The organism is Microbacterium sp. 01T413_2 (assembly GCF_056398985.1).
On record NZ_JBFTQL010000002.1, the window covers coordinates 243,543 to 263,145 of the forward strand.

Below are 19,603 nucleotides of genomic sequence, written 5' to 3' on the forward strand. Positions count from 1 at the left end.
CTTCCCCTTCATGACGCGGCGCTAGGGTGGGGACCATGCCGCTCGATCTCACCGCCTCCGCGGCGGACATCACCCGCGCGATCTGCGACATCCCCAGCGTCTCGGGGGAGGAGAAGCCGCTGGCGGACCTGATCGAGGAGGCCATGCGCGCGCTCGGCCATCTCGAGGTGCTGCGCGAGGGCAACACGATCGTCGCCCGCACGAACCTGGGCCGCGCGCAGCGCGTGGCGATCGCCGGGCACATCGACACGGTGCCGATCAACGCCAACGTGCCGACGCGTGATGTCGAGATCGACGGCGAGGCTCTGATCTGGGGGCGCGGCACGGTCGACATGAAGGCCGGGGTCGCGGTGCAGCTCAAGCTCGCCTCGGAGCTCACCGAGCCCGTGGTCGACATCACTTGGATGTGGTACGACAACGAAGAGGTCGAGGCCGCCCGCAACGGGCTCAAGCTGCTCGCCGATCACCGGCCGGATCTGTTCGAGGCCGACTTCGCGATCCTCGGCGAGCCCTCGAACGGCGAGGTCGAGGGCGGCTGCAACGGCACGCTGCGCGCTGTCGTGCGCACGACCGGGGTGCGCGCGCACTCGGCGCGCGCCTGGATCGGCGAGAACGCGATCCACCGTGCGGCGCCGATCCTCGCGCGTCTCGCGGAGTACCGTCCGCGCGAGATCACGGTGGACGGCCTGGAGTACCGCGAGGGGCTGAACGCGGTGCGGATCACCGGCGGCATCGCCGGCAACGTCATCCCCGACGTCTGCGAGGTCGAGGTGAACTACCGCTTCGCCCCGAGCAAGTCCGCGGCCGATGCGGAGGCGCACGTGCGCAACGTGTTCGCCGGTTTCGCGGTCGAGATCACCGACGTCGCCGAGGGTGCTCGTCCTGGCCTCGACGCGCCGATCGCACAGGAGTTCGTGGCGGCCGTCGGCGCGACCCCGAAACCGAAGTACGGGTGGACCGATGTGGCGCGGTTCTCCGCGCTGGGCATCCCCGCGGTCAACTACGGACCGGGGGATCCGCACCTCGCGCACCACGACGAGGAGCGTGTGCCGCTCGCGCAGATCACGGCCACCGAGCGGGGCCTGCGCTCCTGGCTCAGCGGTGTCTGAGCTCGCCGCGGCGGCGGTGCATCGCCGGCAGGGCGCGACGACCGCACCGCGCTGGGCCGCCCGGCTCTATGCACGTACGCCCGCCTGGGCGGGTATCCTCGCGATCTACGTCGGGGCGCGCCTGATCACCACCGGCCTGCTGCTGTGGGCGACCGGGCTGTCCGGCGCGCCGGGCTCGCGGTTCGGCCACGGCGCGTCGATCGCCTCATTCGTGACCGGGTGGGACGCGCAGTGGTACTGGTACATCGTCGTGTACGGGTACCCGACCACGCTGCCGCTCGGGCCGGACGGACACATCACCCAGAACTCGTGGGCGTTCCTGCCGCTGTACCCGTGGGTGTCGCAGGTCGTGGCGCTGCCGTTCGGTGCAGGCGGCTGGGGCGTGGGCGCGGCGCTCGTCTCCCTCGTGGCGGGATACCTCTGCTGCCTCGTGCTGTTCCGCATGATGCGCGGGCGGATCGGGCGGATGGCGGCGGTGTGGACGGTCGTCTTCTTCGCCTCCGGCCCCCTCGGCGCGCTGTTCCAGGTCGGCTACGCCGAGGTGCTCAACATGCTGTTCCTGCTGCTCGCGCTGGACGGCCTGATCCGCCGCCGCTACGTGCGGCTGTATCCGCTGATCGTGCTGATGGGCTTCACGCGCCCGGGTGTGCTGGCGTTCGCGCTCACGCTCGGCCTCATGCTCGTGGTGCGCTGGATGCGACGGAAGTCGGATCCGCTGACGGGATCCGAGATCGCGCACTACCTCGGTCTCGGGGCGCTCGGCGTCGTCGTGGGTTTCGCGTGGCAGGCGATCGCGGGCGTGGTCACGGGCGTGCCGAACGCCTACCTGGAGACCGAGCTGAGCTGGCGCGGATTCTGGATGCCGCAGGACGGGCACACCGCCTTCTCGCCCTTCGAGGGGTGGCTGAGCGCGATGCCGTACTGGGCGCAGCTGCTCGGGCTGCCGGGATGGCTCGGCCTCGTCATCCTCGCCGTGCTGGTGGCGCTGTTCGCGGCGGTGCTGATCGCGGGGCACGGCGTGCGCCGGCTCGGGCCGGAGATCCGGCTCTTCTCGGCGAGCTACGCCCTGTACCTGCTGGCCGTGTTCTTCCCGCAGTCCAGCACGCTGCGGTTGATGTTCCCGCTCGCGCCCCTGTGGGGCGGCGTCGGTTGGCACCGTTCCTGGTGGCTGCGGACGACGGTGCTGGTGGTGTGCATCGCGCTGCAGGCGCTGTGGATCGCGAACGTCTACGGCCTCGCGAACACCTTCTGGCGCGTGCCCTGAACCTGCTCGATCGTCTCGCGGCCTCGCCGCGCCGCGGTAAGCGGTGTCCCAGCACCCACTAATATGGGAGTCGTAGACCACCGAGGAAAGGGAGCACCGCGATGGCAGCGATGAAGCCGAGGACTGGCGACGGACCCATGGAGGCCGTGAAGGAGGGCCGGCTGATCATCGTGCGCGTTCCGCTCGAAGGCGGCGGGCGTCTGGTCGTCTCCGTCAACGACGCAGAGGCGAAGGAACTTCACGACGTGCTCAGCAACGTCGTGGCAGCAGCCTGAGTTCCGACTCGCACGATCAAGACCAGATCTCTTCAGATCTTCGAAAGGCCCGCTTCCTGCGGGCCTTTCGTCATTCGGCGATGCCGGTCAGCTGCAGCATGCCTTCGCCGACCGTGCTCAGCGCGGCGAGTACGGCGGGGGACTGCTGGGTCTCCTGGATGAGCGAGCGGTAGGCGACCGTGACGTCGTCGCGCTGCACCGGATCCGCGACCCTTCCGCCGGCGAGCACGCGCGGCACGAGCACGGTCCCTCCGGCGCGCACGAGCCGCAGACCGTGCTCGACGTACTCGATCACGTTCTCCGGATCCGCGTCGACGAGGACGATGTCGTAGGCGGCCTCGTTCATCCGAGGCAGCACATCGGCGGCCCTGCCCGCGATGAAGCGCGCGCGGGTGGGGGCGATCCGTGCGTCCTGGAAGGCGCTGCGCGCGGCGGCCAGGTGCTCCGGCTCGTTGTCGATCGACGTGAGCACGGCCTTCGGGGCGCCGCGCAGCAGCCAGAGCCCGGAGACGCCGGCGCCGGTGCCGATCTCGACGATCGAGCGCGCGCCGGTGGCTGCCGCGAGCACGGCGATCTGCGCGCCGACGGCGGCGCTGATCGGCTGCGCGCCGAGTTCGACCGCATGTGCGCGCGCCTTGGCGATCTCATCCGGCTCGATGATTGCTTCGCGCACGTATCGCGCGTTGGCGTCCTGCTCGCTCACTTCGACTCCCTGGCGGTCGCTCACTGCACCGCATGCCCCCAGCGTAGGCGTCCTCCGTGTCCGCAGTGGCCAGGCGCGGCGGTACCCTTATGACATGTTCTTCGGCATCACCTTCGAGAAGCTGATCGTGATCGGCGTGATCGCGGCCCTTCTCGTCGGCCCTGAGCGGCTCCCGCGCTACGCGGAGACGTTCGCGCGCCTGGTCAAGAAGGCGGGCGACTACATGCGCGGCGCCAAAGATCGCATGCGCGAGGAGGTCGGGCCGGAGATCGATGAGCTGGACTGGCGCAAGCTGGATCCCCGGCAGTACGACCCGCGCCGCATCATCCGCGATGCGCTGATGGATGACACCCCGGCGCCGCCGCGTCCGGCAACCCCGGTCGCGGCGGTCGAGACCGCTCCGGCGCCGGCGGCTGCGGGTTCGGCAGCAGCTCTGCTGGCCACGGCGACCGCGATGAACGCCGCGTCCGCCGGGGGAGAGACAGCCCCCACGTCGAAGGCGCCGAAGGTGTTCTCCGCCGAGGACCTTCCGCCGTACGACAGCGAAGCCACCTGATCGTCCGGCCCAGGCTGGCTGTCTAACCCAGGCTGACGGGAAGGCGCCGCCCGGAGAGACCACGGCCCCCTCGATCGATCGCGTCCGCGACAGCCAGGATCGCGCGTGCCGAGGGATCCTGCGGGTCCGCGAGCACCACGGGCACTCCCGCGTCCCCGCCCGTGCGCAGCGCGGGGCTCAGCGGGACCGAGGCCAGCAGCGGAACCGGATCCGCATCCTGCGAAAGGGCGTTCGCGACGGCCTGCCCGCCGCCGGATCCGAACAGATCGAGCACCGTGCCGTCGGGCAGCGTCAGCGCGGCCATGTTCTCCACGACCCCGATCACCCGTTGCCCGGTCTGCCGGGCAACGAGAGCGCTGCGGATCGCCACGTCGGACGCCGCTTCCTGCGGCGTCGTCACGACCAGCACCTCGGCATGGGGGAGCAGCTGGCCGAGCGTGATCGCGATGTCGCCGGTGCCCGGCGGCATGTCGATGAGCAGCACGTCCAGGTCGCCGAAGAACACGTCGGTGAGGAACTGCTGCACTGTGCGATGCAGCATGGGTCCGCGCCATGCGACGACGGATTCCCCCTCCCGCAGGAACATCCCGATCGAGATGGTCTTCACATCGTGCGCGACCGGGGGCAGCATGAGGTCGTCGATCCGGGTGGGCTGGGTGCCGGGGGCGATCCCGAGGAGGCCGGGGATCGAGAAGCCGTGCACGTCGGCGTCGATGAGCCCGACCCTGCGTCCGCGGGCCGCCAGAGCGACCGCGAGGTTGGCGGTGAGCGAGGACTTGCCCACTCCGCCCTTGCCGCTCGTGACGGCGATCACGCGCGTGAGCGACTCCGGGCCGAAGGGCATCTGCCGGGGCGCCCTGCCGTCCCGCAGGCGCTCGGTGAGGGCGCGACGCTCCTCCGGCGTCATCACCCCCACGGCGACCTCGACCGCGTCGATGCCTGGCACGGCGGCCGCGGCCGCGTGCACATCGGCCTCGATCCGGGTCGCGGCGGGGCAGCCCACGATGGTCAGCGCGATGCCCACGTGCGCGACCGTGCCGGCGACCGTGATGTCGCGGAGCATGTCGAGGTCGGCCAGCGGGCGGCGCAGCTCGGGGTCGGTGACGGCGCCGACGGCGCGGCGGACCGCGTCGGCGAGGTCGACGGTCACGGGGTCTGCTCCGCCGGATCCTCGTCGCGGAGTTCGGCGAGCATCGCCCTGAGCTCGGCGCGCAGCACCTCGCGGGTGACGCTCTGCGCGGAGCGCTCCTCGAGCGACATGCGCAGGGCGACGATCTCCCGGGCCAGGTACTCGGTGTCGGCGAGGTTGCGTTCCGCGCGCTGTCGATCCTGCTCGATCTGCACGCGGTCGCGGTCGTCCTGCCGGTTCTGCGCGAGCAGGATCAGCGGGGCGGCGTAGGAGGCCTGCAGCGAGAGGATCAGCGTGAGCAGGGTGAAGTTCGTCGCGGCCGGGTCGAACTGCCACTCCTTGGGCATGGCGATGTTCCACCACAGCCAGACGATGACGAACACCGACATCCCGATGAGGAAGCCGGACGTGCCCATGGCCCGCGCGAACGCCTCGGAGAACCGCCCGAAGGTGTCGCTGGATCCCGTCGACGTGCCGCGCCCGAGCATGCCGGACCGGCCGCGGGGCAGATCCAGCCCACGACGGCCCGACTTCGCCATCATCCGCTCGCTCCCTGCGTCGGCACGGACTGCGCGGACCCGGGACGGTCATCGGCGTCGTGCGAGCGCCAGTCGTCGGGCAGCAGGTAGTCGAGCACATCATCGACGCTGATCGCGCCGACGAGCCGGTGCGCCTGATCCACGACGGGCAGCGAGACGAGGTCGTAGCTGGCCAGCATGCGCGCGACCTCGGCCGCCGAGGCGGTCGCGGGGACGGGTTCGAGGGTGTCGTCGACGATGGCGCCGAGCCGTTCGTGCGGGGGATAGCGCAGCATGCGCTGGAAGTGCACCACGCCGAGCAGACGTCCTGTGGGCGTCTCGAACGGCGGCAGCGTGACGAAGACCGCGGCGGCCAGGGCAGGGTGCAACTCGTGCCGGCGGATCAGGGCCAGGGCCTCGGCGACCGTGGCATCCGCGGAGAGGATGATCGGCTCGGGGGTCATCAGACCGCCCGCGGTGTCGGGGCTGTAGCGCAACAGCATGCGCACGTCCTCGGCCTCCTCCGGCTCCATGAGCTCGAGGAGGTGCTCCAGGCGGCCCTGGGGCAGCTGCGCGAGCAGGTCGGCGGCGTCGTCCGGCTCCATCTGATCGAGGATGTCCGCGGCGCGTTCGTCGCCGAGACGGTCCAGGATGTCCATCTGGTCGTCCTCGGGCATCTCCTCGAGGGCGTCGGCGAGCCGCTCGTCCGGAAGCTCCTCCGCGACCTCGATGCGACGCTGCTGGGGCAGGTCGAGCAGGGTGTTCGCGAGGTCGGCGGGGTGCATCTCGGAGTAGGTGGCGACGAGCTGCTCGGCGGACTGCGCCTCACCGGGACGGTTGTGCTCGTGCACCTGGTTCCAGGTCGCGAACGTGGTGGGACCCTTGGCGAACGGCGAGGCGCTCGTCTTGGGCTTGCGCAGGAACAGCTGGCTCACGGACCACTCGCCGAGCCGGTTCGGCTCGATCGCGACGTCCTCGATCACCGCCGTGCCCGAGGCGTCGGAGAAGTCGACGCGCCGGCCGATGAGCTCGGCCATGATGCGCACCTCGCCGTTGCGGGGCTTGAACCGGCGCACGTTCATCAGCCCGGACGTGATGACCTGTCCGGTGCTGATCGATCCGACCCGCCCGATCGAGAGGAACACCTGCCGGCGGCCGGGGATCTCGCAGACCAGGCCGATCACGCGCGGGGCCGCGCTACTTCGGTACACGACGACGACATCACGGACTTTCCCGATCCGGTCGCCGGCGGGGTCGAACACGGCGCACCCGGCCAGGCGCGCGACGAAAACCCGCTGTGTGCTCATGGTTCCAGCGTAGTGTCCTGCGCCTTGGGATCCGGGGTGGGTGACGGCATCCGGCGGTCTCCGGGCAGCCGCGTGGAACAATGGTCCGATGAGCATGCTGAACGCGTCGGGCCCCGCGGGCGAGATCGGCGAGACGGTCGCCACGGTGACCGAGTACGAGGCCGCGCAGAAGCTCGTCTCGCAGCTGATCGCGGGGGAGATCCCGGCCAGGGCGATCGCCATCGTCGGGGTCGGCGTGCAGACCGTGGAGCGGGTCACCGGCCGCCTCGGCTATGCGAACGCGGCGCGCTCCGGCGCGGTCAACGGCGTGCTCATCGGCCTCTTCCTCTCTGCGATCTTCGTGCTGGGCAACCCCGCCGTGCCGATGCAGGCCTTCGTGGGGATCCTGTTCGTCGGCGTCGCGATCGGGATGATCCTGAGCCTCATCACGTATTCGATCGTGCGTCGTCGCCGCGACTACGCGAGCGTGATGCAGCTCAAGGCCGATCATTACGAGGTCACGGTGCTGTCCGATTCGGTCGGCAAGGCGCGCCAGGTGCTCGGCCGTGCCGTCACCCCGATCCCGCAGTCCGCCCCTGCCGCCGGCACGACCGCGGCAGCGCCGCCCCAGTACGGAGAGCGGGTCGAGGAGCCGCCGCGGTACGGCGAGCGCATCGCGCCGCCGCGCCCGCCGATGCCGCCGGCACCGCCGACCGCCTCGGTGCAGCCCGCACAGGACGGTGGCCCGGCGACGGACGGTACCCCGGCGACCGACGGTACCCCGGCGACCGACGGAGCTCCCGCCGCCCCCGCGGAGAGCCCTGCCCTCGAGACGCCGCCCTCCGCGGCCACGCCCGTGGACGGCGAGAACCCGGCGGGCGACGGCACCTCGCGATGACGGGACGGGCCGAGGAGCGGTTCCGGATCGCGGTTCCGCTCCCTGCCGGTACAGCCGAGGTGTCGGCCGCGTTCGGCGCTGCCGACGGGGACCTCGCTGCCGGGGCCGATGCGCCGATCGTGGCGATCGCCCATGGCGCGGGCGCGGGCATGGATCATCCGTTCCTCATCGGTTTCGCCACGGCGCTGCGCACCGCGGGCCTGCACACGCTGCGGTTCAACTTCCCGTACGTCGAGGCGGGACGGCGCATGCCGGGCTCGGCGGCGCACGCGATCCTCACCTGGCGCGCCGTCGTCGCCGCGGCGAGCGAGCGCGGATCCGGATCCGTCGTCGCCTGCGGCAAGTCCTATGGTGGGCGGATGGCGTCCATGGCCGCCGCCGAGGAGGCCGGCCTCGCCGCGACGGGGCTCGTCTACCTGGGCTATCCGCTGCACCAGCCGGGCAAGCCGGAGAAGCCGCGGACCGAGCATCTGCCGGCGGTGCCGCAGCCGCAGCTGTTCGTGGAGGGCACGAACGATCCGTTCGTGCAGCCGCTGTCGCAGCTCGAGGAGGCGGTGGCGTCGTGTCAGGACGCGCGGATCGCCTGGATCGACGGCGGCGGGCACTCGTTCGAGGTGAAAGGCCGCAAGCGCCCTGCCGCGGAGATCGGGGCGGATCTCGCGCCGCTGGTCGTGGAGTTCGCGTGGTCGGGTTTCGGCAAGGGCGCGTCGGAGATCGGCGCATCGGGGCGCAACGAAGGGGGAGACGCATGAGCATGGCGCAGGAGCTGGACGCGATCGGCATCGCCCGGCTGCGCGAGATCGGCAGCCTGAAGTGGTCGGTGTTCCCCGAGGCGATCGGCGCGTTCGTCGCCGAGATGGACTTCCCGCCCGCGCCGGCGATCGCAAGCGCGATGAAGGGCGCGATCGATGACGGCCTGACCGGATATCTGCCGGCGGCCGTGCGGGCGCGCATGAGCGAGGCGACCGCGCGCTGGCAGAAGGATCGCTACGGCTGGGACGTGCCGGCCGATCGGATCCGCCCCGTGCCGGATGTGCTGACCGCACTGCGCGCGACGATCGACTTCTTCACCGAGCCCGGCTCGAAGATCGTGCTGCCCACGCCCGCGTACATGCCGTTCCTGACGATCCCGGCGATGCATGACCGCGAGATCATCGAGGTGCCGATGCTCGTCGAGGGCGGGCGCCACGTCTACGACCTGGACGGCATCGACCGGGCGTTCGCGGACGGCGGCGGCCTGCTGATCCTGTGCAACCCGTACAATCCGCTGGGACGTGTGTTCGAGCGCGCGGAACTCGAAGCGGTCGCGGAGGTCGTCGCGCGGCACGGCGCGCGCGTGTTCTCGGACGAGATCCACGCGCCGCTCGTCTTCGCGCCGCACCGCCATGTTCCCTACGCCGGCATCAGCGCCGTGACAGCGGGACATACGATCACCGCCGCCAGCGCCTCGAAGGCGTTCAACCTGCCCGGCCTCAAGGCGGCGCAGGTGATCCTGACGAACGACACGGATGTCGAGACCTGGGCGCGGCCGGAGGTCGCCTGGGCCGAGCACGGCACGGCCAACCTCGGCGTGATCGCGACCACGGCGGCCTTCGACGACGGCCGCGACTGGCTCGACGGCACGCTCGACTACCTCGACGGCAACCTCCGGCTCCTGGGCGAACTCCTCGCCGAGCACATCCCCGGGATGGGCTACCGCGCCCCGGAGGGCACGTACATCGCCTGGCTGGATGCGCGCGGGCTCGGCATCGAGGGTTCGCCGGCCGCGTTCTTCCGCGAGCACGCGGGCGTCGCCATGACCGACGGCATCGCCTGCGGCGCCGCCGGGGAGGGCTTCCTGCGTTTCATCCTCGCCACGCCGCGCCCGGTCATCGCGCAGGCCGTGCGGCAGATGGCTGCCGCGCTGCGCGAGCACGCCGTCGGCTGACAGCCGGAGCATCCCCGCCGAAGAGCCTCGGCCTCAGCCCAGATCCGGATCGGCGAGCAGCCGTCGCATGGTGCGCAGGCCGAGAGCGGCCATCACGGGATTGGTGCGCTCGTAGTACCAGCCGAGGCCCATCGCCTGCTGCAGCGCCCACGCAGCTCCCCGGCACCATTCCTGGTCATCGCTGCCCAGAGCCGCACGGAGCCGGCGCCGGTCGTCGAGTCCGAGCAGGTGCCACGCGACCACGAGATCGAGCGACGGATCCGCCGCTCCGAAGGACCCGCCGTCCAGCACTCCGGCGAGCCGATGATCGTCCGAGACGAGCAGGTTCGGCGGGATCAGGTCTTTGTGCGACATGACCTCCGTGCCGGGGTGCGGGATCTGCGACAGCCGCTGCCAGAGCGCACGCGCGGACGGGACATCCAGCAGATGTCCGCTCTTCGCGAAGCACTGCGTCATCCACTACTCGTGCGCGTGCAGCTCGCCGCCGCGCCCTCGGCCGTCGAACGTCCGCCCCCGCAGGGGTGCGAGACGCAGGGCCCCGATCAGCCGCGCCAGATCGTCGGCGAGCAGGGGGAGCGGATCCTCATCCGCCAGCGCCTCGGAGGCGGTGCGACCGGGGATCCAGGCCTGCACCGACCATGACGAAGGGTAGCACTCGTCCCGGTCGACGACACCGCGCACGACGGGTGCGGGGAACGGGGAGCACGTCGCGAACTCGTCGAGGGCGCGCGCCTCCGCGGCCACGTCCTCGAGCGCCGCGGACTGCAGCGGGAACCGGGCGACGTGCGCGTCGCCGATCCGGAACAGCGCGTTCATCGTGCCCGGTGTCGACAGCGCCACCACCGGCTGCCCCGCCAGCGCGGGAAAGGCCGCCGCGATCCTCTCGGTCGCGGCGGCCTCGTCCAGCCGGAGCTGATCCGGGTGCATGTCCTCGGTCAGGACGCGGATCCCTGCACGCGGGCGATCCACGCCTCGACCTCGGCGGAGGTGCGTGGGATGGCGGCCGAGAGATTCACCGGGCCTTCGGCGGTGATGAGGATGTCGTCCTCGATGCGCACGCCGATGCCGCGGTAATCCTCGGGCACGGTCAGATCGTCGATCTGGAAGTACAGGCCGGGCTCGATCGTGAACACCATGCCGGGCTCGATCAGGCCGTCGTAGTACATCTCGCGGCGGGCCTGGGCGCAGTCGTGCACGTCGATGCCGAGATGGTGGCTCGTGCCGTGCACCATGTAGCGGCGGTGCTGGCCGCCCTGGTCGGCGTCGAGGGCCTCCTCGGCGGAGACGGGCAGCAGACCCCACTCGGCGGTACGGCGGGCGATCACGTCCATCGCGGCCGCGTGCACCTCGCGGAACGGCACACCGACCTCGGCCGCGGCGAAGGCGGCGTCCGCGGCCTCGACCACGGTGTCGTAGATGCGGCGCTGCACCTCGCTGAACGTGCCGTTCACCGGCAGCGTGCGCGTGATATCGGCCGTGTAGAGGCTGTCGGCCTCGGCTCCGGCGTCGATGAGGATGAGGTCGCCCGGAAGCACGGCGCCGTCGTTGCGGGTCCAGTGCAGGTAGCACGCGTGCGGGCCGGATGCGGCGATCGTGTCGTAGCCCTCCCAGCTGCCGTCGCTGCGGGCGCGCTGGTGGAAGACGCCCTCGACGATGCGTTCGCCGCGCGGGTGCGCGACCGCCCGCGGAAGGTCGCGGATGATGTCGTCGAAGCCGTCCGCGGTGATCGCCACGGCTCGGCGCATCTCCGCGACCTCGTACTCGTCCTTGACGAGGCGCAGCTCGGAGACGAACCGGGTGAGCTCGTCGTCCTGGTCGACCACGAGGTCTTCCTCGCCCGCGGCGAACTCGTCGAGATGCGCGGTGGTCACGCCAAGGTCTGCGGCGACGCCGGCGAGAGCGGGACGCGGTCCGATCCAGAACTCGCCGATCGTCGCGTCGGAGTAGAACTCGCTCGTGGTGCGGTCGGCGCGCTCGCGGAAGTACAGCGTGACGTCGTGGCCGTCCGCGGTGGGCTCGAACACGAGCAGCGAGTCGGGCTCGGAGTCGACCGCCCAGCCGGTGAGGTGCGCGAACGCCGAGTGCGCCCGGAACGGGTAGTCGGTGTCATTGCTGCGCTGCTTGAGGGATCCGGCCGGGATCACCAGGCGCTTGCCGGGGAAGGCCGCGGAGACGGCGGCGCGACGTGCTGCTGCGTAGGGCGCCTGCGCGCGCGGAGCGGGCAGGGACTCGGGGCGTTCGGCCCAGCCCGTCGAGATGGTGTCGAGGAAGCCCTGCGGGAAAGGCTGGCGGCGGTTGGTCGTCGTCGAGGTGGTCGCGGTGGCGGCATCGCCCGGCTGCTCGATCGTGTCGTGCTCGGAGGTCATGGATCCATCCTCTCACCGGCCGGTGCGGGAAGTATCCGGGCGGCAGGCGACAAGGGCCCGGATCGCCGTGTCGGCGATCCGAGCCCCTCCTGTCGATCCGGATCAGATCACTGCACGGCCTTGAGCGCGTTCACGATGCCGTGACCGTAGTAGCTGTTCAGCTCGGCGGTGCCGACGCAGGCGGCTCCCTCGTCGTACTGCGGAGCCGAGCACTCGGTCGGCGTCGCGTCGTCCTCGAGCTTCTGCACGAGCTGGGCCGGGGTCAGCTCCGGGTGCGCGGACTTCATCAGCGCCAGCACGCCGGCGACGTGCGGGGAGGCCATCGAGGTGCCGCTCTTGAGGCCGTACTTCGCGCCCGGGATCGTGGAGAGGATCCTCGATCCGGGCGCCGCCACGTCGATCTCGCCGAGACCGCGGTTGGAGAAGTACGACAGCTGGCCGTCCTTGGTCAGCGAGGCGACGGTCACGACACCGGGGACCTGGGCCGGGATGTCCTTGCAGCCCTGGTTGATGGTGCGCGGCGTCGGGGTGGCTGCATCGTCCGGGCTGCCCTCGTCGAGGGTGTTCACCGTCAGGTCGAGGCCCGAGTTGCCGGCCGCGGCCGCGCTCACGACGCCCTTGGAGTTGGACCAGTTCACGGCGCGGGCGACGGCCTCGCGGACCGCTGCCTGGTCGGGCTGATCGTCGCACCAGAACTCGAACGGGTCGATGTAGTAGCTGTTGTTCGTGACGTCCATGCCGCGCTGGGCCGCCCACATGAAGCCGCAGACCGCGTACTCCGGGTAGATGAACCCGTCGTCGTTGACGACCTTGACCGACGCGAGGCGCACATTCGGGGCGACCCCGACGATGCCCACGCCGTTGCGGGCCGCCGCGATCGTGCCCGCGACGTGCGTGCCGTGGTCGGACGTGGTCGGGTACCACCCGCCATCGGTCTGGTCAGGGCGGCCGCCAGTTGTGCAGTTGACCGAGTCGGCGACGTCGATGTTCGCCTGCAGGTCGGGATGGGTCGGGTCGATGCCGGAGTCCAGCACGCCCACGAGCACGTTGCGGCTGCCGTCGGTGATCTGGTGCGCCTGATCCGCCTGGATCATGGTCATGTCCCACTGCTGGCCCTCGAGCGAGTCGGACGCGGAGGCGGGCACCGGCTCGGTGGGCTCATCGCCGTTGACCGGCTTGTTCTTGCCCTGGTTCCATCCGGAGGCTCCGGGACCCCACGGCGCCTGCGGGCCGGTGACCTTGTCCTTCACCTCGACGGTGCGGGTCGCGCCGACCGACGCGACGACGTTGCGGCCCTTGGCCTTCACGGTGTCGCGGAACGCCGCGCGATCGGACTGCGCGATCACGACGCCGATCTCGGGCCAGCTCTGCACGACGACGCCGCCCGCGTCGGTCACCGCCTTCTCGGCCTTGCGGGTCTGGCCCGGGTTCGCCTGGCCGGTGTTGACGACGTAGCTCATGACCGTGCCGTCCGGCGGAGTGATCGGGACGGGCGTCGAGGGCTCGCTCGTCGCCGCAGTGGCGCTGACGGAGCCCGCCAGGACCAGTCCCAGCGCCGCGACGGTGCAGGCGATGGTGCGGAACGAGCGGTGGGGGGTTGGCATCCTCATTGGTGAGGGTCCTCTCGTGGGGGTGGGTGCCGACAGGTCGGCGCGGGCGGATGGCCCTGCATCGTTTCTACTGGGCGCTCCCAGCCATTTCAATGCTTGCTGATAGCCGGATATCAGGGTAGGAGCGCGGCACGGCGCGCGGCGCAGGACCCATAGCCCGCCGGGCTACCGTGGAGGGATGACCGAAGCCGCCCCTGACCGCCGATCCGTTCTGACCTGGCCCTGGGCGCTGGGGATCGACGCCGTGCTGGTGATCGTCTTCGCCGCGATCGGCCGGGCGAGCCATGATCACACGGTCGACGCCGTGGGCGTACTGGAGACGGCGTGGCCGTTCCTGGTGGGCTTGGCGGCGGGCTGGCTGATCCTGCGGGCATGGCGGGCGCCCTCCGCCCCGCTGCGCACGGGGATGGGGCTTGTCGTGATCACGGTCGCGCTCGGGATGATCCTGCGCGTCGTGACCGGCGGCACCACCGCGGTCGCGTTCATCATCGTGGCCACGATCACTCTGCTCGTGTTCCTGGTCGGCTGGCGCGGGATCGCGGCGCTCATCGCCCGGGGGCGCGCTCGCCGCTGAGCCGCCGCGCCGCCCGGGCGCGCTTCGCGGATCGGCGCGCACGCACGCTCCGCTAAGGCGTCGCGGGCTCCAGCTGGGTGATCAGGGCGCGGTGGTCGCTGCCGCCCGCGCCGGCCGGGAGCACGGCGGATCCCGTGGCGCGCCAGTGCGCGGTCGCCATGACGTGGTCGATCGGGGCGCCGAGCAGCGCCGGCACGGATGTCGGCCAGGTGCCGACGCCACCCGAGCCGGAGTGGGAAGCCGCGTCGTGGCAGGCGCCGAGGTCGCCGCCGCCGGTGCCGAGCCCGCCCATGTGGTCCAGGGTCGCGTTGAAGTCGCCGGCGAGGATCACGTTCTTCCCGGCGGGGCACTGGTCGGCGACCCATCGCAGATCCTGCGTCCAGTCCGCCATCTCGTCCTCGCGCGGAGCGACGGTGTGCACGGCGACGACGATGGGGCCGTCGCCGTCGACCGGCATCACGACCGCGCTCGGGACCGAGGAGGTGTTGCTGGATCCGTCGGCGGAGGAGGGGATGACCGCGTAGTCGCCGAGGGCCGGCGAGATGAGCACCGTGGTCTGCCACGAATCCGGTCCCTGGGTGACCTCGGGCCGATACTGCACGTGGTGCACCCACATCGGGTGCCCTGCCTCGCGCAGTGTGAGCGCGATCTCCTCTCCCACGGCCTCGGTCGTCTCCGGGAGCGCCACGATATCGGCCTTCTGGGCGACGATCGTGGTCGCGATCTCGTCGGCCGAGACGGCCTCGCCCGCGGTGTTCCAGGCGAGCACGCGCACGCTCGTCGCGGTCTTGTCCGGCAGGGAGACGGCGGTGTCGATGCCGCGCAGCGCGAGGATGGCCGCCGAGGCGCCTCCGCCGAGCAGGGCGACGAGTGCGATCGACGCCGCGAACCCGCGCAGCGGGCGGGCGAACAGGAGCAGCAGCGCCAGCACCAGGATCCCGGCGAACACGAGCACGAGCACCGCGCGCGAGGCCACGATCTGCGTGATCGGGAACGTCTGCTCGAGGTGGAAGAACTGCGGCCAGGTCACGATCGCGGTGGCGATCGCGAAGAGCACGGTGAGGAGGATCCCGATCAGTCGAAACATCGTCTTCGAGCCTAGGCGAGCGGATCTGTGAGACATCTGGTGCGCAGCCGGGGATCCGCCCGACCGCCGCCCCGTGGCCGCGGCGGTCCGAGAGGCGGGGGATCGCTACGCTCGGAGGATGACCGATGCCGATCCGACGTCACGCCCCGCCCTCTTCGACGGGCCGATCGATCTGCATCTGCACTCGAACCGCTCGGACGGCACGGAGGATCCCGCGACCGTCGTCAGACGGGCCGCGGACGAAGGCCTGGGCACGATCGCTCTCACGGACCACGACACGACGGCCGGATGGGGCGATGCGGCCGCTGCCGCGACGGAACGCGGCATGACGTTCATCCCCGGCATGGAGCTGTCCTCGAAGGACGGCTGGCGCAGCGTCCACGTGCTCGCGTATCTGTTCGACCCCACGGATCCGGATCTCCTCGCCGAGACGGCGCGCATCCGCGACGACCGCATCGGCCGTGCCGAACGCATCGTGCGCAACATCGGCCGTGACTATGCGCTGCGCTGGGAGGATGTGCTCGAGCAGACCGATCCGGGGGCGACCGTGGGCCGGCCTCATATCGCCGATGCGCTGATCGCGCGAGGGATCGTGGGCGACCGCGGAGAGGCGTTCGACGGGATCCTGCATCCGCGCCAGGGGTACTACGAGGCGCACTACGCGCCGGATCCGCTCACGGCGATCGAGCTCGTCGTCGGCGCGGGGGGAGTGCCCGTGATCGCGCACCCGGCCGGGCGCGAGCGCATGACCGACGCCACCCTGCGGCGTCTCATCGACGCGGGCCTGGCCGGACTCGAGATCGATCACCGCGAGAACACCGCCGAGGGGCGCGCCTGGCTGCGCGGCATCGCCGCCGAGAACGACCTGATCGTGACCGGGTCCAGCGACTACCACGGCGCGGGCAAGCCGAACGTGCCCGGAGAGAACACCACGGATCCGGCCATGCTGCAGCGCATCATCGACCGCGGATCCGGTTCCGCCCCGGTCTACCCGATCCGGGCCCGGTAACTGCCCGCGAGACTGCAACTGGGCGACGAGACTGCGCCTGTGAAGTGCAGTCTCGTCGCCCAGATGGAGTCTCGCGGTCAGAGGCGAGCGCGGGGCGGGAGCGAGCGCGGGGCGGGCTCAGGCTCCGGGCTGCGGCGCGCTGCCCGCGGCGGCACCGCCGGAGGGACGGCGACGACGGCGACGACGACGCTGCGCGGCGGGCTTGCCGTCGTGATGCTCGGCGCCCTGGCCGTCGTGCGTTCCGGATCCCTCGGCGGCACGGTCGGCGTCACCGGATCCGGCCGCCTTGGCGGCGGGAGCCTCCGCGCCCTCGGTGAACGTCGAACCGACCTCGTCCTCCGCGTTGCGGCGGCGGCGGCGACGGCGGGTGGTGCCCTCGCTCGTGCCCTCGGCGGCCGCGTCGGCGGCACGCTGCGGCTCGCGCTGCTTGCGGGCCGGCTTCTCGGAGACCGGTGCGGTGACCAGGCGTCCCTTGGTGCCGGCCGGAATGTTCAGGTCCTCGTAGAGGTGCGGGCTCGACGAGTACGTCTCGATGGGCTCGGGCTGGCCGAACTCGAGGGCGCGGTTGATGAGGGCCCACTTGTGCAGGTCCTCCCAGTCGACGAACGTGACCGCGATACCGGTCTTGCCCGCGCGGCCGGTGCGGCCCGCACGGTGCAGGTAGGTCTTGTCCTCGTCCGGGATCGTGTGGTTGATCACGTGCGTGACGTCATCGACGTCGATGCCGCGGGCGGCGACGTCGGTCGCGACCAGCACGTCCTTCTTGCCGGCCTTGAACGCGGCCATCGAGCGCTCGCGCTGATCCTGACCCATGTCGCCGTGCACGCCGCCGACATTGAAGCCGCGGTCGCCCAGCTCGTCGACCAGGCGCTGGGCGGCGCGCTTGGTGCGCGTGAAGATCACCGTCTTGCCGCGGCCCTCGGCCTGGAGGATGCGGGCGATGACCTCGTCCTTGTCCAGCGAGTGCGCGCGGTAGACGAGGTGCTTGATGTTCGCCTGAGTGAGGCCCTCGTCGGGGTCGTTCGCGCGGATGTGGATCGGGTTCGTCATGAACCGGCGCGCCAGCGCCACGATCGGTCCCGGCATCGTGGCGGAGAAGAGCTGCGTGTGGCGCACCGCGGGGACCTTCTGGAAGATCTTCTCGATGTCGGCGAGGAAGCCGAGGTCGAGCATCTTGTCGGCCTCGTCGAGCACGACCTCGGTCGCGTGGGACAGGTCGAGCAGACGCTGCCCCGCGAGGTCGATGAGGCGCCCGGGGGTGCCGACCACGATCTGCGCACCCGCCTTGAGCTGGTCGATCTGGCCCTCGTAGGCCTTGCCGCCGTAGATCGCGACGACGCTCGTCGAGCGGTTGCTGGTCAGCAGATCCATGTCCTCGTACACCTGCACCGCGAGTTCGCGGGTGGGCACGACGATGAGCGCCTTCACACCGGGCTCGGGGTCGAGTCCGAGACGCTGCACCACGGGGATGCCGAAGCCGAAGGTCTTGCCGGTGCCGGTCTTGGCCTGGCCGATGATGTCCTGGCCGGGAAGGCCGAGCGGGATGGTCTGCTCCTGGATCGGGAAGGCGTCGACGATGCCCTTCGCCGCGATGGCGTCCACGATGTCCTGATCGATGCCGAGATCGGCGAAAGAAGTCACAGTCTTTGATTGCCTGTCCGGCGGGCCTTGCGATCGCGGCGCCGCCTCGTTGATGGGGTCCACGCCGAATCCGTATGCACAGGCGCGGGGCTCCGATCCGTCGCCGGAGCGGGATCCAGCCTACCGGAGCGGGCACGCGTACCCGGGATCGGAGTGATCGGCGTGCGCGGCGCCCCCGGTCGGGCGGGACGTCTCGACTAGGCTGGGCGGGTGGTGAGGTGGTTCTGGCAGCGCGATAAGGCGCCGCGGCGCGCGCTGGTGCTCCGCTCCCGGGGCGATGCGGGTGACGCGACCCGCGTCGACTTCGCCGAGCTGGCGCCCGAGCTGAACACGTTCCTCGGTCAGGCCGCCTACCTTCAGCTCGGCTACTTCGAGACGCTGACCCGCCTCATCCGTGCGACGGACGATCTCGCGGAGAAGGAGATCCTCTCCCGCGCCGCCGGGGCGGCCCTCGCCAAACACCACGGCATCGTCGCGATCATCGCCGCGCACGGCGACCGTCCGACCGAGGTGATGCTGCCGTTCCGCGAGCAACTGGACGCGTTCCGCCGCAAGACCCTGGGCCCGCGCATCGCGGAGACCATGCTCGCGGTGTACCTCACCGCCGGCATGCTCGACGACTTCTACCTCGCGCTCGCCTCCAGCTACGGCGAGACCGGGACGAAGGTCGCCAGGATCCTCTCCGAGGCTGATGACCGGCACGAGATCGTCGGGATCGTGCAGGCCACGATCGCGAGCGACGAGCAGTGGCGCTCACTCCTGTCGATGTGGGGGCGCCGTCTCGTCGGCGACACCATCCTCGTCGCCCGCGCGGCGCTGCGGCCGCACCTGCCCGGCGCGGAGGACGACAAGCTCGAGCCGGTGTTCACCGAGCTCATGGGTGCGCACGCCCGCCGCATGGACGCGATGGGCCTCGCCTCCTAGCGGGCGGAAGCCCGGCGCTCTCCGCGCAGCGTGCGGGCGCGATCCCTGCCCTCGGAGGCGGTCACGCTCGGCTCAGACGCCGAGTTCGGCGCGGCGCACGGCGTCGCCGTGACTCCGCACGCGGGTCAGGATGACGCCGGCTGCCGCGGAGATCACGATCGCGCCGCCGAGGGCGATCAGCCACAGCCACGCGCTCGACTCCTTCAGGCCCGCCCACTGCCCGAGAGTGTAGGCGGCGGCCGCGACGGCCGTCGCGATCGCCGGCACGAGAGCCACACCGCGGAGTTCGCGCTGCGGGATCGTGAAGTGCACCACGACACCGAGCGCGCAGGCGGCGATCAGCGCGAGCAGGATGTACACGCGGCTCAGTTCCTGCGTCAGGCCACGAAGCCGACGCGGCGGGACTCCTCGGTCCCGAGCTCGACGTAGCCGAGGTTCGCGGTCGGCACGATGTAGGAGTTGCCCTTGGTGTCGCTCAGGGTCACGTGGCTGGCACCCTGATCGAGGGCGCCGGCGATCTGCGTGCGCACCTCGTCGGCGGAGGCCGAGGTCTCGAAGCTGAGCTCACGGCCGGTGTTGATGATGCCGATGCGGATCTCCACGGGAATGCTCCTTGAAAGGTCGTGCTCTTGAAAGCCGATGTCCCGTCACTCTATCGCGGGGTCGAGCGGGCGGGACCGCGTGCCGGGCGGTGTTCGCCGAGGGCGATTCCCCGCCGGTGCCGCGG

Annotated in this window: 22 protein-coding genes; 10 read left to right on the forward strand and 12 right to left on the reverse strand. The window is 71.2% G+C overall.

Annotated elements, in window-relative coordinates:
* Nucleotides 1-35 precede the first annotated feature (35 nt).
* From dapE to AC1DMN_RS02455, 3 genes are all read left to right on the forward strand, one after another.
* Nucleotides 36-1,109 carry a succinyl-diaminopimelate desuccinylase gene (gene dapE / locus AC1DMN_RS02445; RefSeq protein WP_477229417.1) on the forward strand — a complete coding sequence of 358 codons (1,074 nt, stop codon included), beginning with the start codon at nt 36-38 and terminating at the stop codon, nt 1,107-1,109.
* Nucleotides 1,102-2,373, forward strand: a complete 1,272-nt coding sequence (locus AC1DMN_RS02450; protein WP_441976236.1) for a hypothetical protein — start codon at nt 1,102-1,104, stop codon at nt 2,371-2,373. The genes dapE and AC1DMN_RS02450 overlap by 8 nt, the downstream gene beginning before the upstream one ends.
* Before the next feature lie 101 nt (nt 2,374-2,474).
* Entirely contained in the window at nt 2,475-2,648 is a 174-nt protein-coding gene (locus AC1DMN_RS02455; protein WP_082076728.1) for a DUF3117 domain-containing protein, read from the forward strand.
* 70 nt (nt 2,649-2,718) lie between these two features.
* On the opposite strand, the gene AC1DMN_RS02460 is transcribed toward AC1DMN_RS02455, so the two are convergent.
* The gene (locus AC1DMN_RS02460; RefSeq protein WP_477229416.1) at nt 2,719-3,351 is read right to left on the reverse strand and encodes an O-methyltransferase; all 633 of its coding nucleotides are present in this window, start codon (nt 3,349-3,351) and stop codon (nt 2,719-2,721) included.
* A gap of 94 nt (nt 3,352-3,445) precedes the next feature.
* On the opposite strand from AC1DMN_RS02460, the gene AC1DMN_RS02465 reads away from it, so the two are divergent.
* Entirely contained in the window at nt 3,446-3,907 is a 462-nt protein-coding gene (locus AC1DMN_RS02465) for a twin-arginine translocase TatA/TatE family subunit (protein ID WP_477229415.1), read from the forward strand.
* Nucleotides 3,908-3,929: 22 nt separating this feature from the next.
* Here the strand turns inward: AC1DMN_RS02465 and AC1DMN_RS02470 are convergent, their stop codons facing one another.
* Genes AC1DMN_RS02470 through AC1DMN_RS02480 form a run of 3 tightly spaced genes read right to left on the reverse strand, consistent with a single transcriptional unit; the run spans nt 3,930 to nt 6,861 of the window.
* The gene (locus tag AC1DMN_RS02470) at nt 3,930-5,057 is read right to left on the reverse strand and encodes an Mrp/NBP35 family ATP-binding protein (RefSeq protein WP_477229414.1); all 1,128 of its coding nucleotides are present in this window, start codon (nt 5,055-5,057) and stop codon (nt 3,930-3,932) included.
* Nucleotides 5,054-5,575, reverse strand: a complete 522-nt coding sequence (locus tag AC1DMN_RS02475) for a DUF1003 domain-containing protein (protein WP_441976447.1) — start codon at nt 5,573-5,575, stop codon at nt 5,054-5,056. Before AC1DMN_RS02475 ends, AC1DMN_RS02470 begins: the two co-directional genes overlap by 4 nt.
* Nucleotides 5,575-6,861, reverse strand: coding sequence for a magnesium transporter (locus AC1DMN_RS02480; RefSeq protein ID WP_440734533.1), 1,287 nt, complete (start codon nt 6,859-6,861; stop codon nt 5,575-5,577). The genes AC1DMN_RS02475 and AC1DMN_RS02480 overlap by 1 nt, the downstream gene beginning before the upstream one ends.
* A gap of 88 nt (nt 6,862-6,949) precedes the next feature.
* On the opposite strand from AC1DMN_RS02480, the gene AC1DMN_RS02485 reads away from it, so the two are divergent.
* From AC1DMN_RS02485 to AC1DMN_RS02495, 3 genes are read left to right on the forward strand one after another with little or no spacing between them, the layout of a single operon-like run.
* Nucleotides 6,950-7,738, forward strand: a complete 789-nt coding sequence (locus AC1DMN_RS02485; RefSeq protein WP_477229413.1) for a YflT domain-containing protein — start codon at nt 6,950-6,952, stop codon at nt 7,736-7,738.
* Entirely contained in the window at nt 7,735-8,490 is a 756-nt protein-coding gene (locus AC1DMN_RS02490) for an alpha/beta hydrolase family protein (RefSeq protein WP_477229412.1), read from the forward strand. Before AC1DMN_RS02485 ends, AC1DMN_RS02490 begins: the two co-directional genes overlap by 4 nt.
* Nucleotides 8,487-9,665 (forward strand): MalY/PatB family protein, encoded by a 1,179-nt coding sequence (locus AC1DMN_RS02495; protein WP_477229411.1) that lies wholly within the window; start codon nt 8,487-8,489, stop codon nt 9,663-9,665. The genes AC1DMN_RS02490 and AC1DMN_RS02495 overlap by 4 nt, the downstream gene beginning before the upstream one ends.
* A gap of 33 nt (nt 9,666-9,698) precedes the next feature.
* Here the strand turns inward: AC1DMN_RS02495 and AC1DMN_RS02500 are convergent, their stop codons facing one another.
* From AC1DMN_RS02500 to AC1DMN_RS02515, 4 genes are all read right to left on the reverse strand, one after another.
* Nucleotides 9,699-10,121 (reverse strand): phosphotransferase, encoded by a 423-nt coding sequence (locus AC1DMN_RS02500; protein ID WP_477229410.1) that lies wholly within the window; start codon nt 10,119-10,121, stop codon nt 9,699-9,701.
* A 3-nt stretch (nt 10,122-10,124) separates the two neighbouring features.
* Nucleotides 10,125-10,634 (reverse strand): phosphotransferase, encoded by a 510-nt coding sequence (locus tag AC1DMN_RS02505; protein ID WP_477229409.1) that lies wholly within the window; start codon nt 10,632-10,634, stop codon nt 10,125-10,127.
* Nucleotides 10,601-12,031 carry an aminopeptidase P family protein gene (locus tag AC1DMN_RS02510; RefSeq protein WP_477229408.1) on the reverse strand — a complete coding sequence of 477 codons (1,431 nt, stop codon included), beginning with the start codon at nt 12,029-12,031 and terminating at the stop codon, nt 10,601-10,603. The genes AC1DMN_RS02505 and AC1DMN_RS02510 overlap by 34 nt, the downstream gene beginning before the upstream one ends.
* Nucleotides 12,032-12,138: 107 nt before the next feature.
* Entirely contained in the window at nt 12,139-13,635 is a 1,497-nt protein-coding gene (locus tag AC1DMN_RS02515; RefSeq protein ID WP_441976227.1) for a S8 family peptidase, read from the reverse strand.
* Between the two features lie 184 nt (nt 13,636-13,819).
* On the opposite strand from AC1DMN_RS02515, the gene AC1DMN_RS02520 reads away from it, so the two are divergent.
* Entirely contained in the window at nt 13,820-14,215 is a 396-nt protein-coding gene (locus AC1DMN_RS02520; protein WP_440734526.1) for a DUF3054 domain-containing protein, read from the forward strand.
* 52 nt (nt 14,216-14,267) lie between these two features.
* On the opposite strand, the gene AC1DMN_RS02525 is transcribed toward AC1DMN_RS02520, so the two are convergent.
* Nucleotides 14,268-15,302, reverse strand: coding sequence for an endonuclease/exonuclease/phosphatase family protein (locus AC1DMN_RS02525; RefSeq protein ID WP_441976225.1), 1,035 nt, complete (start codon nt 15,300-15,302; stop codon nt 14,268-14,270).
* 118 nt (nt 15,303-15,420) lie between these two features.
* On the opposite strand from AC1DMN_RS02525, the gene AC1DMN_RS02530 reads away from it, so the two are divergent.
* Nucleotides 15,421-16,311: a PHP domain-containing protein gene (locus AC1DMN_RS02530; protein WP_440734524.1), complete on the forward strand. Its 891-nt coding sequence runs from the start codon at nt 15,421-15,423 to the stop codon at nt 16,309-16,311.
* Between the two features lie 117 nt (nt 16,312-16,428).
* Here the strand turns inward: AC1DMN_RS02530 and AC1DMN_RS02535 are convergent, their stop codons facing one another.
* A complete protein-coding gene (locus tag AC1DMN_RS02535; RefSeq protein WP_440734523.1) occupies nt 16,429-17,952 on the reverse strand; it encodes a DEAD/DEAH box helicase in 1,524 nt (507 codons plus the stop codon).
* 210 nt (nt 17,953-18,162) lie between these two features.
* Between AC1DMN_RS02535 and AC1DMN_RS02540 the strand changes: the two genes are divergently transcribed.
* The gene (locus AC1DMN_RS02540; protein ID WP_440734522.1) at nt 18,163-18,876 is read left to right on the forward strand and encodes a ferritin-like fold-containing protein; all 714 of its coding nucleotides are present in this window, start codon (nt 18,163-18,165) and stop codon (nt 18,874-18,876) included.
* Nucleotides 18,877-18,948: 72 nt separating this feature from the next.
* On the opposite strand, the gene AC1DMN_RS02545 is transcribed toward AC1DMN_RS02540, so the two are convergent.
* Both AC1DMN_RS02545 and AC1DMN_RS02550 read right to left on the reverse strand, forming a co-directional pair.
* A complete protein-coding gene (locus AC1DMN_RS02545; RefSeq protein ID WP_477229407.1) occupies nt 18,949-19,236 on the reverse strand; it encodes a hypothetical protein in 288 nt (95 codons plus the stop codon).
* A 17-nt stretch (nt 19,237-19,253) separates the two neighbouring features.
* The gene (locus tag AC1DMN_RS02550) at nt 19,254-19,478 is read right to left on the reverse strand and encodes a DUF3107 domain-containing protein (protein ID WP_233311956.1); all 225 of its coding nucleotides are present in this window, start codon (nt 19,476-19,478) and stop codon (nt 19,254-19,256) included.
* Between the last annotated feature and the right edge of the window lie 125 nt (nt 19,479-19,603).